Source organism: Vreelandella sp. ssv (assembly GCF_059448525.1).
In genome coordinates this window covers 4,003,948-4,017,086 of the sequence record NZ_CM182545.1, presented here as the reverse complement: position 1 = coordinate 4,017,086, position 13,139 = coordinate 4,003,948, and the positions used below count along the sequence as shown (strand labels likewise).

The following is a 13,139-nucleotide window of genomic DNA, read 5'->3' as shown; positions in this document are numbered from 1 at the left end:
CAGACTAAGCGTTCCCCCTTGCCTCGCGGATCCGCTCGTAGGCGTTACCGATTTCGCTGGTGCGCGCTTGGGCGATATCGCGCATGCTTTCGGGCAGACCTTTGCCCGCCAGTTTATCCGGGTGGTTTTGGCTCATCAGGCGGCGGTAGGCTTTTTTAATTTCGGCATCGCTGGCGTCATCAGAAACACCTAATACGCGGTAAGCATCTTTGAGAGCCTCTTCGCTGGCGCCCTGAGAGTTCGCGGCCGCGCCGTGGAGCATCGCCTCGATCTGTTGAACTTCGGCGTCGCTGCAGCCTACGCCCTGGGCGACGCGCAGAATCATCTCGTGTTCGGCGGGGTGAAGGACGCCATCAGCGGCAATCGCCGAGAGCTGAACCTGGATAAACACTTGGCGTAGCACCGGCTGGCGCTGGGTGAGGCGGTTAACGTTGGCCAGCTCGGCGTCCAGGTTGAAGTCTTCGGCACGACCGCGCTCGAAGGCGGCGCGGGCTTTGGCGCGCTGCTCGCCCTGGAGGCGCATCTGATCAAACAGTTTCTCGGCAACGTCCAGCTCCCCTTCGGTCACTTTACCGTCGGCCTGGCAAAGGCAGCCCATTACGGAGAAGATCGACTCCAGAAAACCTTCCTGAATGCGCATCCGGGCGATATTCAGACGACGGCTAAGGCGCTTGCCTAGCCACCAGCCCAGGCCACCGCCAATCAGGAGGCCCACCGGGCCACCAAACGCAAGGCCAATCAAGGCGAAGATAATAATTAGAAATAGCATATGGGTCTCAAAAGTAATTTAAAAATAATGGTTTATGGCAGTCGAGCGCGTATGGCGCGCTCAATGCCGTCGATATCCAACTGACAATCGGCAAGCAGCTGAGCGGGCGTGCCGTGCTCTACAAAGCTGTCCGGCAGGCCGAGATTCAGCACTTCCACCTGAACGCCTTCGGCGTGGAGCAACTCATTCACGGCGCTGCCCGCACCACCGGCAACCACGTTCTCTTCCAGGGTCACCAGCAGCTCGTGTTCGTCAGCGGCATGCAGCACCGCATCGCGATCCAGCGGTTTGATGGAGCGCATATTGATATGGGTAGCGTTGAGTCGTTCGGCGACTTCCGCCGCGGCGCTGTTCAGGCTGCCAAAGGCGAGCAGCGCAATGCGCACGCCGTCGTTGGCGGCGTGGCGGCGCATCTCGGCCTTGCCGATGGTCAGCGGCTCAAGGTGGGCAGGAATTTCCACGCCAGGGCCAGTGCCGCGTGGGTAGCGCACTGCGGCAGGGCCTGGATGATGATAAGCCGCACTAAGCATGGCGCGACACTCGGCTTCATCCGCCGGAGCCAGAATCACCATGCCGGGTACGCAGCGCAGGAACGAGAGATCCATGCTGCCGTGGTGGGTGGGGCCGTCTTCGCCCACTAAGCCCGCGCGGTCAATCGCAAAGGTGACATCCAGGTTCTGGACCGCGACATCATGAATCAGTTGATCGTAGCCGCGCTGCAGGAAGGTGGAGTAAATCGCCACCACCGGTTTCATGCCTTCGCAGGCCATGCCCGCTGCGAGCGTTACCGCGTGCTGCTCCGCGATGGCGACGTCAAAATAGCGCTCGGGATACGCTTTAGAGAAGCGAATCAGATCGGAGCCTTCACGCATCGCGGGGGTAATGCCCATCAGGCGTGAATCAGCCGCAGCCATATCGCATAGCCAGTCGCCAAACACGTTGCAGTACTTTTTCTTGGCAGGTGATGGAGTAACCACCGGCTTCTTAGCCGCGCCAGCATTGGCTAACGTGTCGGGTTTTTCCAGCTTGGTAATAGCGTGGTAGCCAATTTGATCTGCCTCGGCGGGGAGGAAACCTTTGCCTTTCACCGTTTTAATATGCAGGAATTGCGGGCCGTCGAGGTCGCGCAGGTTCTCGAGCGTATGGGTGAGCGCGTCGAGATCATGGCCGTCAATCGGGCCTACGTAGTTAAAGCCCATCTCTTCAAACAGCGTGGCGGGGCTGACCATGCCTTTCATGTGCTCTTCGGTGCGCCGTGCCAGTTCCAGTGCGCCGGGCAGGTGCGAAAGCACCTTTTTGCTCTCTTCGCGTATTTTCAGGTAAGGCTTGCTGGAGAGCACGCGAGCTAGGTAGGTCGCCATGCCGCCGACGTTCTCAGAAATCGACATCTCGTTGTCGTTGAGCACCACCAGTAGATTGGCATCAACGTGACCCGCGTGGGCGAGAGCTTCAAAGGCCATGCCAGCGGTGAGCGCGCCGTCGCCAATAATCGCACAAACGCGCCGCTTATTGCCCTGTGCCTTCGCTGCAAGTGCCATACCCAATGCCGCCGAAATCGACGTGCTGGAGTGGCCAACGCCAAAGGTGTCGTACTCGGATTCGGCGCGGCGGGGAAACGCCGCCAAACCGCCGTGCTGGCGAATACTCAGCATCGTTTCACGGCGACCGGTAAGAATTTTATGCGGATAAGCCTGGTGACCAACGTCCCAGACTAAGCGGTCATGGGGCGTGTGAAAGGCGTGGTGCAGGGCAACGCTTAACTCGACCACACCCAGGCCTGCGCCAAAGTGACCACCCGATACGCCCACGCTATAGAGCAAATAGGCACGTAGCTCGTCGGCCAATTGGGCGAGCTGATGGTCATTCATGGCCCGCAGGGCGGCGGGGTGATCAAAAGAGTCGAGCAGCGGCGTCGCCGGACGCTCGCGGGGAATTTCGTCGAACAGCTTCATGGGCATGTTTAGTGGTCGCGCTCGATCATATAGTGGGCTAAGGCGGCCAGCGGTGCGGCACGTTCGCCCAGGGGGGCGAGCGCGGCAATGGCCTCGTCAATCAGGCTGTGCGCTTTGCGTTGAGCACCCTCTAAGCCCAGCAGGCTGGGGTAGGTAGGCTTGGCTCGTGCGGCATCGGCACCTGACGTTTTGCCTAGGGTAACGGTGTCGCCGGTCACATCCAGGATGTCGTCGTGAATCTGAAAGGCTAGACCAATGGCGCGGGCGTAGCGAGTCAGCGCGCTCAATCGAAGGTCATCATCCGCCACTGCTACCAGGCCGCCCAGGCGTACCGCGGCGACAATCAATGCGCCGGTTTTGTGGGCGTGCATATGGGCTAGGGCATCGACATCCGGGTGGCCGCCAACGGCGGCTAAATCCAGCGCCTGGCCAGCGACCATGCCGTCTCGGCCAGCGGCTGAGGCCAGCGTGTGAACTAAATTACCCAGCCGCGGATGAGCGGTACTGGCCAGCACCTCAAAGGCCAGTGCCTGCAGGGCATCACCGGCCAGAATCGCGCTCGCTTCATCAAACGCCTTATGCACAGTGGGCTGGCCGCGACGCAGGTCGTCGTCATCCATGGCCGGTAGGTCATCATGGATCAATGAGTAGGCGTGGATTAATTCAATCGCTGCGGCAGGAGCGTCTAGCGCTTCGTCTTCTGCACCCAGTGCGTGGCCAGCCAGATACACCAGCAGCGGGCGCAGGCGCTTGCCTCCGGCCAGCAAACCATGGCGCATGGCGGCCTCAAGGCGAGGCGCCACTGCCGGGCGGCTATCGAACAGAGCCGCTAGGGTGGTGTCTACGCGGGTATTGCTGGTGTGGCGCAGGGTGGCAAGCTGGCTAGGCTGCATGGCTACCATGGGGGCGTCTCCTTGCTCTCATCCTCGGCCGCATCCTTGGGGTCGTCGGGGCCAGCAAAGGGTGCCACATTCAAGCGACCTTCGCTGTCTTCACTCAGCGCACGAACCTTAAGTTCGGCGCTATCCAGGCGCTGTTGGGCATCGCGGGTTAGCCGCACACCCTGCTCAAACGCGGTCAGTGCATCCTCCAATGAGAGCTCGCCTGACTCAAGGCGCTCCACGATGGTTTCGAGTTGCTCAACCGTCGCGGCAAAGTCCTGTGTAGGTGCTGTTATGTCACTCATTGGGGGGTGCCTGCAAACCGGTATGTTTTTAAAATAAGCTGAAATAAGCTCCCAGTATACACCGACGCTAGGGGGTGGCGTCTGCCTTTCAGCCTACGCTTATGGTAACGACTTGCGGTTCATTCATCGTCACCACGCAGACTTTTCATCATTCTCACCCGGCCTGAACGGTGTGGGCTGTGCTACGATATGCGCCTCCCGTGAACCGATACACGGCGCATGCCGCCGACCATAGAGGTTGATTCAGCCATGGCCAAAACGTCCCTGGACAAGAGCAAGATCAAGATCCTGCTACTCGAGGGCGTCCACCAAAGTGCGGTGGACAATTTTCACAACGCCGGTTATGAAAATATCGAGCATCTGCCCACATCGCTTGATGAAGAAGCGCTGATCGAAAAGATTCGTGATGTTCACTTCATAGGTATTCGTTCCCGCACCCAGCTGACTGAGCGCGTTTTCGAAGCAGCGGAGAAGCTGGTCGGCGTTGGCTGTTTCTGTATCGGCACCAACCAGGTGAATTTGACCGCTGCCCTCACCCGCGGCATCGCAGTATTTAATGCGCCGTACTCCAATACCCGTTCGGTAGCCGAGCTGGTGTTGGCGGAAGCGATCATGCTGCTACGCGGTATTCCCGAGAAAAACGCCCGAGCCCATCAGGGCGGTTGGTTGAAATCAGCCAAGAACTCCCACGAAGCACGCGGTAAAACGTTGGGCATTGTGGGTTACGGCAGCATCGGCGCGCAGCTCTCCGTGCTGGCCGAATCGCTTGGCTTTAATGTTATTTTTTATGACGTGATCACAAAGCTGGGCATGGGTAATGCTAGCCAAGTATCAAGCCTTGAAGAGCTGTTAGGCCGCGCCGATGTAGTCAGCCTGCACGTGCCTGACCTTGCCTCTACCCGCTGGATGATCGGCGAGAAAGAGATCGCTGCCATGAAGCAAGGCGCTATCTTGATTAATGCCGCTCGCGGCAGCGTGGTGGAAATTGATGCTCTGGCAGAGGCGATTAAAGCCGGCAAGCTAAACGGTGCTGCCATTGACGTATTCCCGGTTGAGCCGAAAGGCAATGACGAGGAGTTCCAGAGCCCGCTGCGTGGTCTGGAAAACGTCATTCTGACCCCGCACGTCGGTGGTTCTACCCTGGAAGCCCAGGAGAACATCGGTATCGAAGTGTCAGAAAAACTGATCACTTATTCTGATAACGGCACCACCGTGACCTCGGTCAACTTCCCCGAAGTGGCGCTGCCCGCTCACCCGGACAAGCATCGTTTACTGCACATTCACGACAACGTGCCGGGCGTGCTGTCGCAAATTAACCGCGTGCTGTCTGAAAACGGCATCAACATCTCGGGTCAGTATCTGCAGACCAACGAGAAAGTCGGTTATGTGGTCATTGATGTGGATAAAGCCTACGGCCCTCAGGCGCTTGAAGCACTGCGTGAGGTAGATCACACACTGAAAATACGTGCGCTCTACTCGACACAAAATAGCTAATCGAATTAGCTAAAGCGTTGTTTCAAAAATAAAACGGCCCCTCAATTGGGGCCGTTTTGGTTAGCGTCTTCGAACGATTCATCAAGCGAGATCAAACAGCAGCACTTCGCCTGCCTTTTTGCCGGTTAACTGAATTGCCTCATCCGGCGTAAAGGCCGCAGCGTCGCCTGCGCCCAGCGTCTCGCCATTCACCTCCATTTCACCATTCACTACATGCAGCCAGGCGTGGCGCGAAGGCGGCGCGGTTGCCTGTTCGCCAGCATTAAACAGACCGGCGTACAGATTAACGTCCTGATTAATACTCACTGAGTCTTCGTGGCCCTGTTCAGACACGACTAGCCGCCACTGGCCCTGACGCTCGGCGACAGGAAAGGCCTTCTGCTCGTAGCTGGGTTTAATGCCCAACTGCTTGGGCTCAATCCAGATCTGCAGAAAGTGAAGCCCGTTCTCCTTGGAGTGATTGAATTCGCTATGCAGCACGCCGGTGCCCGCCGACATGCGCTGTACATCGCCTGGGCGCATCACCTCGCCGTTGCCCATGTTGTCTTTATGCTCCATCTCGCCTTCCAGTACGTAGGAGATAATCTCCATATCCCGGTGAGGGTGGGCGCCAAAGCCATGGCCGCCCGTTACGCGGTCTTCATTGATCACGCGCAGCGCGCGAAACCCCATATGGTTGCGGTCAACATAGTTGGCAAATGAGAAGGTATGAAATGAGCGTAGCCAGCCGTGGTCAGCGTAGCCCCGATCGTTTGAACGACGAATAATCATGATGAACTCCGCTAGTTGCGTGAGGGAATAGGGACAATATACGCCTCGTTGAAGACGCGTGGGGTGAAGGTTTCAGTACGTTTCTGTCGAATAAATCGACGTTTTCAGCGCCAGGTTGCGCTAGAATATGCGCGTCTTAATAACCCGGTCCGTCCTTTACGAGGATGACTACCTGGAGCTTTACATGTCAGTAACCACTCAAATGCCGCCCATTGTGGTCGCGGCGCTGTATAAATTTGTCACCCTGAACGACTTCGAAGCGCTGCGAGAGCCGCTTCACCAAACCATGCTCGATAACGGCGTGAAAGGGACCTTGCTGATCGCTAAAGAAGGCATCAACGGCACGGTGGCGGGCAGTCGCGAAGGTGTTGACGGCCTACTTGCCTGGCTGACCGCCGACCCGCGCCTGGCCGATATTGATCATAAAGAGTCCTATTGCGACGAAACGCCGTTCTACCGCACCAAGGTCAAACTCAAAAAAGAGATCGTCACCCTTGGCGTTCCGGATATCGACCCTAACGACACCGTGGGCACCTACGTCGAGCCGGAAAATTGGAACGACATCATCGCTGATCCGGAAGTGCTGGTGATCGATACCCGCAATGATTACGAAGTGGCGATCGGCAGCTTTGAGCGGGCGATAGACCCTAAGACCACCACCTTCCGCGAATTTCCTGAGTACGTGCGCGAGCACTACAATCCGGAAAAACATAAAAAAGTGGCGATGTTCTGCACCGGCGGCATCCGCTGTGAAAAAGCCTCCAGCTTTATGCTTAAAGAGGGCTTTGAAGAGGTCTACCACCTGAAAGGCGGCGTGCTGAACTACCTGGAAAAAGTCCCCGAAGCGCAGTCGCTATGGAAAGGTGAGTGTTTTGTGTTCGATAACCGCGTAACGGTGCGCCACGACTTAAGCAAAGGCGAGTTCGAGCAGTGTCACGCTTGCCGTATGCCTATCTCCGCCGAGGATATGCAGTCTTCCGCTTATGAGCCGGGGATTAGCTGCCCTCACTGCATCGATTCGCTGCCGGAAAAGACCCGCAACGCTGCGCGTGAGCGCCAGCGCCAAATTGATCTAGCCAAACAGCGCGGCGAGCCGCACCCATTAGGCAGAGATACCCGCTTAATGAAAAAAACCTGATAAAAATGTCTTGGCGCACAAGCATTGCACGCAAAGCTTGTGCGCTAGACTGATGGGCAATGTGTTACTCACACCAGGAGTTCACCATGTCCATCATCTCTCAAGGACCCTCTTCTGAAGAGCCATCTTCTGAAGGGCCAGCTTCACCGACTACCATTCTGCAGCGCCTTGACCATCACGGCGTTGTAACGCTGACGATGAACGCGCCAGAGCGCTTTAATGCGCTTTCGGAAGCGATGTTGCAAGCCCTCCACGACGCCTTAGCCGATATCGCTGACGATAGCAGCGTGCGCTGCGTGGTACTTGCCGCCGAAGGCAAAGCTTTCTGTGCCGGGCATGATCTAAAGCAGATGCGCGCTAACCCCGATAAAACCTACTACCAAACGCTATTTGCCCGCTGTGGCGAAGTGATGCAGGCCATCGTCAATCTTCCTGTACCGGTAATTGCTAAAGTCCAGGGCATCGCCACTGCCGCGGGCTGCCAACTGGTGGCGAGCTGTGACCTGGCGGTGGCGGCGCGCAGCGCCCGCTTTGCCGTTTCCGGTATCAACGTAGGCCTGTTTTGCTCCACTCCAGCGGTGGCGCTGTCGCGTAACGTTGCCCGTAAGCGAGCCATGGAAATGCTGCTGACCGGGGAGTTTATCAGCGCCGAGCAGGCGGCTGAGTGGGGCTTGATTAACCGCGTGGCAGAGGACGATGCGCTAGATGACGCAACGCAAGAACTGACCGCCAGTATCTGCGCTAAAAGTGCCGTGGCGGTGCGCACGGGGAAAGCCATGTTTGCCCGTCAGCTCACCATGCCGCTTGATGAAGCCTACGCCTTTGCCGGAGAAACCATGGCCTGCAATATGTTGGCCGAGGATGTGAGTGAAGGGATTGATGCGTTTATGGCCAAACGGCCACCGCAATGGCGGCATCGTTAAGGTGACGCCATTGAATGAATGGAATTCGTTTCCGTAAACGCGACAACGACTGTGTTGGCACGTTATCCTGACGCCCTTTGTACTTTCAAGGAAGGCGCCGTCAGTAAAGGCGCTTTCAGGTAGGAGCGCCTTTTAGGAGAAAGCCAGGTGAGTGAAGCCAAGCGCAGGACGGTCGGCCGTCCGGCGAATACCGCCAAAGCTAGTGGAGGGCATAGCCAGTCGCTGGTACGAGGCTTAACGCTGCTGGAATACCTCGCGGCCAGCCCGCTTGGGTTAGCCCTGTCAGAAGTGGCAGAGATGGCGGAGTTAGCGCCATCGACTACCCATCGTCTGTTACAGGCCCTGCAAAGTCAGGGCTTTGTGACCCAGGAAAATGAGCAAGGCCTGTGGCGAATCGATGTTAAAACCTTTCGTATTGGCAATAGTTTTCTAGAAGCGCGCGATGTGGTGGCTACAAGCCGTCCGTTTCTGCGCCGTTTGACCGCCGAAACGGGTGAAACGGCCAACTTGGGTATCCGCGACGGCGCTACGGCAGTGTTTCTTGCCCAGCATGAGTCTCCGCAGATGATGCGCATGATCACTCGACTCGGCTCCCGCGCGCCGTTACATGCTTCCGGCGTAGGTAAAGCACTGCTGGCAGGAATGCCTGACGACGAGCGGATGCAGTTATTGGAAGGACGCGAGCTTGTCCGTGTAACCGCTAATACGCTCTATCAGCCCGACCTCTTACAGACCGAAATGCAGCAGATACGCGCCCAAGGCTTTGCCTGTGATCGCGAAGAGCATGCTATTGGCCTGCACTGCGTGGCTGCCTGTATCTTTGATGAACACGGCACGCCGCTCGCAGCGATCTCTGTCTCAGGCCCGGTGGCCCGAATCCCGGAAGAGCGCCTGTTAACCCTGGGCGCACTGGTTCGCCAAACGGCCGATGAAATCACTCAGCAGCTGGGTGGGCAGGTGCCACGCTAACGCGGGCCGCTGAGTTATGTTAAGCCTGTTTTTTGTCGCTTTGGTCAGCGCCACCCTGCTACCGGGCGGGTCCGAAGTGTGGCTCGCGCGGCTGTGGTGCACGGGGGAGCCACCCCTGGTGTTATGGATAGTGGCGACCTCGGGCAATACCCTCGGTAGCATGATCAACGTTGCATTAGGCCGCTATGCCCGCCAGTTTCAAGACCGTCGCTGGTTTCCCGCTTCGCCGCGTAGCCTGGCCCGTGCAGAAGGCTGGTATTATCGTTTTGGTGAGCTGAGCCTGCTGATTTCATGGGTACCGATCATTGGTGACCCGCTCACTGTGCTGGCTGGCGTGCTTCGACTGCCCTGGTGGCGGGCACTGGCATGGATCTTAGTCGCCAAGGGCAGCCGTTATGCCGTGGTATTGCTGCTGGCGCACTATTGGCTAGCGCCCCTGTGCCAGTGAAACGCCTTATTAATCAAGTCATGTTACCCTGTACAACTTTTTAACAAGCGGTACTGTCAATATGAGCAGGGTTTGTTGTACGCAATGTGCCCAAGTGTAAAACGCCTGCTAGCTTATAAGCAGCCAGCCGTTAGATTGAAACAACACTCACCCAAAAGGAGGTTTAGGTGTGAAGCCACTTCGTTTATTACCCTGGCTAGGTGTCTGGCTTTTGGCAATGATTGCCATTGTGGCCACGCCAGCAATGGCGCAGGGCACGCCGAGTGAGTCGGCCAGCGCCGACGGCGCCGCATCATCCGAGGAAGCGTCGCCTACGTCTTACGAGGCATTGGCCAATCTTTTAGAAGATGAGCAGTCGCGGCAAGAGTTGATTGAGATGTTGCGCAGTCAAGCCTCTGCACTGCCCGAAGGCATCGCCAATGAGCTTTCGCCAGAAGCTGCCGCGCAAGGCAGTGAAATAGCGCCAGAAGATGTCTCACTGCCGCGCCAGTTAGCTGAACTCACCAGTCGTGTAGTAAGCGATGTGGGAGGGCAATTTGAACAAGTGGTTAGCATCGTAGGTGGACTGTTCGCGGGTGAAGAAGCAGACAGTGTCTTTGACATGGCTGCGTTCATCAGTGCGGCGATCAATCTAGGCATTGTCATTGTCGCTACGTTTGCGATGTTTATGATTTTTCGCCGTTTAGCGAAACCACTGTTTACTAAAATAAGTGGCTGGTCGCTGAACGGTAGTAATTTAACGCCGGTGTTGCGATTGATTGCATGTGTGGCGATTGCGGCGGTCATTGATGTGCTGTTGGTCGCCGTTGCTTACGTTGGCGGCAACCTATTAGCCACCTTTGCCATTGGTGAAGCCGGCGAGCTTTCGACTCGCGCTTCACTGTTCTTAAATGCATTCTTGATTATCGAGCTGCTCAAAGCCGGTGTGCGGATGCTGTTCTCTTCGCGCTACGAAGGGCTGCGCCTGTTGCCTATTTCGACCCAAGAAGCGTCTTATTGGAATCGCTGGTTAGCGCGTTTGATTGGCATGGTGGGTTACGGCCTGATGGTGGTAGTACCGCTGGTCAATTTCTACGTGGCGGCGTCGCTGGGTGAAGCTGTCGGTACGCTGATCATGGTGTTGGCATTTATCTACGCTGTGGTAGTCGTGCTGAAGAACCGCACCCGCCTACGCGATAACCTGAATGAGATGGCGGCAAAATCAACGCTCACTGCCAGCCGCGTTTCACTGCAGCTATTTGCCCGCACCTGGCATCTGTTCGCGCTGCTGTACTTCTTGATTGTATTTGTACTGACGTTGACGCGCCCCGGCGATGCACTGCCGTTTGTAATGTTTGCTACCTTGAAATCCCTGGCCGCCATCGTGGTAGGGCTGCTTGTGTCGTCCTTCCTTACCCAGACCATTGGTCGCCGTATCAAGCTGTCAGACGACCTGCGGCGCAAACTGCCGTTGCTTGAAAAACGCTTGAATAGTTACGTGCCCAATGCGTTACGTGTGCTGCGTACCATCATTCTGATCGTGGTTGTTATGGTCGTTCTGAACGCTTGGGGCGCCTTTGATCTTGCCGCCTGGTATGCCTCTGAAGGTGGCGCCGTGTTGGTCGGCAAACTGACCAGCGTTGCGGTGATTTTGATCGTGGCCCTCGCCGTTTGGTTGGGCCTGGCGAGCCTGATTGAGCATAAGCTCAATCCGGAAACCGGCTATGGCGAACCTTCGGCGCGGGCGAAAACGCTGCTCAGCCTGTTCCGTAATGCCCTGGCGATCGCCATGGTGACCATTACTGGCATGATTGTGCTGTCGGAAATTGGTATCAATATCGGCCCATTGATTGCAGGTGCCGGTGTGCTGGGGCTGGCAATTGGTTTTGGCGCCCAGAAGCTGGTGCAGGACGTGATCACCGGGGTGTTTATCCAGGTAGAAAATGCCATGAACACCGGTGATGTGGTGACGGTAGGCGGCGTGACGGGCACCGCTGAGCGGCTCAGTATCCGCTCTGTGGGGATTCGCGATCTGTCCGGTACTTACCACATCGTGCCGTTCTCAAGCGTAGACACCGTGTCTAACTACATGCGCGAGTACGGTAACCATGTGGGTGAGTACGGCATTGGCTACAGCGACAGCATTGATGAAGCCATTGAGCAGCTCAAGTTGGCCTTTGAGGATCTCAAAGCCAGCGAAGAGCACGGCACCAAGCTGCTGGCTGATCTGACAGTAGCAGGGGTTACTGCCCTGGCAGATAGCTCTGTGAACATCCGTGTAGTGATTAAAACCACGCCGGGTGATCAGTGGGCCGTTGGTCGCGCCTACAATCGTCTAGTGAAGCTGCGCTTTGATGAAGCGGGTATTGAAATTCCCTTCCCTCACACCACGCTCTATTTTGGCGATAGCAAAAACGGCAATCCGCCGCCTGCCAATGTGCGGATATTGGAGTCCACCGCCAAAGAGAAGAAGGTGGAAGAAGCTCCTGCTGTTAAGCACGATGCTCCGCACGAGGGGCAACAAACAGCGGACAATAGTCATCTTAAGCCCGACCATGATGACGTCGATGAAACGTGATGGGGTATTAACGTAGCCTTCAGCGGGGCCGCCTTCGGGCGGCCCCGCTGCGTTTAAGAGAGACCGATTTTCAAGGAGTGGATTTTACTGACGAGCTTCAAGCGCCATAGTTTTCCGAGTGACGCCCCTCAATATTGATCGACTCACCTCCATCAACAAACAGGATTTGCCCAGCCACAAAGGCGTTATCCAGTAGGTAGTGCAAAGCTTGTACGAGATGGGCGGGTTCACCACGGTGTTTGAGGGGGATACCTTCAGTGCGCCACTCAAGATAGTCGCTGCTGCGTTGAGAGGCAGGCAGCACCACCCCTGGGGCAATGCCGTTAATGCGCAGGCGCGGGGCGAATTCCAGCGCCGCCATACGTGTCATCTCCGCCAGACTATTTTTCGATAACAAATACGCCGCGTACGGGTACTGGTGATAGGCCACTTTGTTATCAATGATATTGATCACTTGGCCCTCTTGAACCGCTTCGGCAAAGTGGCGCGTGAGCAGTAACGGCGTGAACATATTAACCCTGAACTGCGTTTCCAGCATTGCCAGTTCCGTTTTGGCAATCGGGGCTGGCTCATAGGCGGAGGCGCTGTTGAGCAGTAGGTTAAGGCCAGGGAAGCGACGCTTCGCCGTCTGAAGCAAATCACTTAGCTCTTCGCTCAACGTGTCGCTTAAAAAATCGCAGGGGAATATCTCGCACTCGCGGCCTTTGGCACGGATGCTGTTGGCCACATCTTCGGCCTCAGTCAGGGAGCGATTAACGTGCAGTGCAATATCGTAACCCGACTCGGCCAAGGCTTCCGCAAAGTAGCGTCCCAAACGGGTGGCGCCGCCGGTTACCAGTGCAGCTTTTTGATACATACCGTGCTCCGCTTTGAATTTATTAGTATTGAGAGACTTTCTGCGTGAGCGCAGCGTTTGTCAATAAGTTATACAG

The 13,139-nt window shown here is 56.7% G+C and carries 12 protein-coding genes; 6 read left to right on the top strand and 6 right to left on the bottom strand.

The genetic code is table 11. The features are described from left to right. Nucleotides 1-4 precede the first annotated feature (4 nt). From djlA to AC5TBW_RS18335, 4 genes are read right to left on the bottom strand one after another with little or no spacing between them, the layout of a single operon-like run. Nucleotides 5-769 (bottom strand): co-chaperone DjlA, encoded by a 765-nt coding sequence (gene djlA / locus AC5TBW_RS18350; protein ID WP_495509937.1) that lies wholly within the window; start codon nucleotides 767-769, stop codon nucleotides 5-7. Between the two features lie 32 nt (nucleotides 770-801). After that, entirely contained in the window at nucleotides 802-2,727 is a 1,926-nt protein-coding gene (gene dxs / locus AC5TBW_RS18345) for a 1-deoxy-D-xylulose-5-phosphate synthase (RefSeq protein ID WP_495509936.1), read from the bottom strand. Between the two features lie 2 nt (nucleotides 2,728-2,729). Further along, nucleotides 2,730-3,623, bottom strand: coding sequence for a (2E,6E)-farnesyl diphosphate synthase (gene ispA, locus AC5TBW_RS18340; protein ID WP_495509935.1), 894 nt, complete (start codon nucleotides 3,621-3,623; stop codon nucleotides 2,730-2,732). Further along, entirely contained in the window at nucleotides 3,617-3,907 is a 291-nt protein-coding gene (locus AC5TBW_RS18335) for an exodeoxyribonuclease VII small subunit (protein WP_495509934.1), read from the bottom strand. The genes ispA and AC5TBW_RS18335 overlap by 7 nt, the downstream gene beginning before the upstream one ends. A gap of 249 nt (nucleotides 3,908-4,156) precedes the next feature. Between AC5TBW_RS18335 and serA the strand changes: the two genes are divergently transcribed. Then, the gene (serA, locus tag AC5TBW_RS18330; protein ID WP_495509933.1) at nucleotides 4,157-5,401 is read left to right on the top strand and encodes a phosphoglycerate dehydrogenase; all 1,245 of its coding nucleotides are present in this window, start codon (nucleotides 4,157-4,159) and stop codon (nucleotides 5,399-5,401) included. Between the two features lie 81 nt (nucleotides 5,402-5,482). Here serA and AC5TBW_RS18325 read toward each other — a convergent pair whose 3' ends face one another. Next, nucleotides 5,483-6,172, bottom strand: coding sequence for a pirin family protein (locus AC5TBW_RS18325; protein ID WP_495509932.1), 690 nt, complete (start codon nucleotides 6,170-6,172; stop codon nucleotides 5,483-5,485). A gap of 184 nt (nucleotides 6,173-6,356) precedes the next feature. On the opposite strand from AC5TBW_RS18325, the gene trhO reads away from it, so the two are divergent. The 5 genes from trhO to ybiO all read left to right on the top strand — a co-directional run bounded on the left by trhO (nucleotide 6,357) and on the right by ybiO (nucleotide 12,207). Then, on the top strand, nucleotides 6,357-7,310 hold the full coding sequence (gene trhO, locus AC5TBW_RS18320; RefSeq protein WP_495509931.1) for an oxygen-dependent tRNA uridine(34) hydroxylase TrhO: 954 nt from the start codon (nucleotides 6,357-6,359) through the stop codon (nucleotides 7,308-7,310). Between the two features lie 86 nt (nucleotides 7,311-7,396). Further along, entirely contained in the window at nucleotides 7,397-8,233 is an 837-nt protein-coding gene (locus AC5TBW_RS18315) for an enoyl-CoA hydratase (RefSeq protein WP_495509930.1), read from the top strand. Between the two features lie 147 nt (nucleotides 8,234-8,380). Next, entirely contained in the window at nucleotides 8,381-9,202 is an 822-nt protein-coding gene (locus AC5TBW_RS18310) for an IclR family transcriptional regulator domain-containing protein (protein ID WP_495509929.1), read from the top strand. 16 nt (nucleotides 9,203-9,218) lie between these two features. After that, on the top strand, nucleotides 9,219-9,650 hold the full coding sequence (locus tag AC5TBW_RS18305) for a YqaA family protein (protein WP_495509928.1): 432 nt from the start codon (nucleotides 9,219-9,221) through the stop codon (nucleotides 9,648-9,650). Nucleotides 9,651-9,819: 169 nt separating this feature from the next. Then, complete coding sequence (gene ybiO / locus AC5TBW_RS18300) at nucleotides 9,820-12,207, top strand: mechanosensitive channel protein (RefSeq protein ID WP_495509927.1); 2,388 nt, start codon at nucleotides 9,820-9,822, stop codon at nucleotides 12,205-12,207. 97 nt (nucleotides 12,208-12,304) lie between these two features. Here the strand turns inward: ybiO and AC5TBW_RS18295 are convergent, their stop codons facing one another. Next, nucleotides 12,305-13,063: an SDR family NAD(P)-dependent oxidoreductase gene (locus AC5TBW_RS18295; protein WP_495509926.1), complete on the bottom strand. Its 759-nt coding sequence runs from the start codon at nucleotides 13,061-13,063 to the stop codon at nucleotides 12,305-12,307. Between the last annotated feature and the right edge of the window lie 76 nt (nucleotides 13,064-13,139).

Bases quoted from the DNA above. Each gene is read 5' to 3' on its own strand.
- ispA (WP_495509935.1), bottom strand. From the start codon at position 3,623: ATGGTAGCCATGCAGCCTAGCCAGCTTGCCACCCTGCGCCACACCAGC.
- dxs (WP_495509936.1), bottom strand. From the start codon at position 2,727: ATGCCCATGAAGCTGTTCGACGAAATTCCCCGCGAGCGTCCGGCGACG.
- AC5TBW_RS18295 (WP_495509926.1), bottom strand. From the start codon at position 13,063: ATGTATCAAAAAGCTGCACTGGTAACCGGCGGCGCCACCCGTTTGGGA.
- serA (WP_495509933.1), top strand. From the start codon at position 4,157: ATGGCCAAAACGTCCCTGGACAAGAGCAAGATCAAGATCCTGCTACTC.
- trhO (WP_495509931.1), top strand. From the start codon at position 6,357: ATGTCAGTAACCACTCAAATGCCGCCCATTGTGGTCGCGGCGCTGTAT.
- AC5TBW_RS18335 (WP_495509934.1), bottom strand. From the start codon at position 3,907: ATGAGTGACATAACAGCACCTACACAGGACTTTGCCGCGACGGTTGAG.
- AC5TBW_RS18305 (WP_495509928.1), top strand. From the start codon at position 9,219: ATGTTAAGCCTGTTTTTTGTCGCTTTGGTCAGCGCCACCCTGCTACCG.
- AC5TBW_RS18325 (WP_495509932.1), bottom strand. From the start codon at position 6,172: ATGATTATTCGTCGTTCAAACGATCGGGGCTACGCTGACCACGGCTGG.
- djlA (WP_495509937.1), bottom strand. From the start codon at position 769: ATGCTATTTCTAATTATTATCTTCGCCTTGATTGGCCTTGCGTTTGGT.
- AC5TBW_RS18315 (WP_495509930.1), top strand. From the start codon at position 7,397: ATGTCCATCATCTCTCAAGGACCCTCTTCTGAAGAGCCATCTTCTGAA.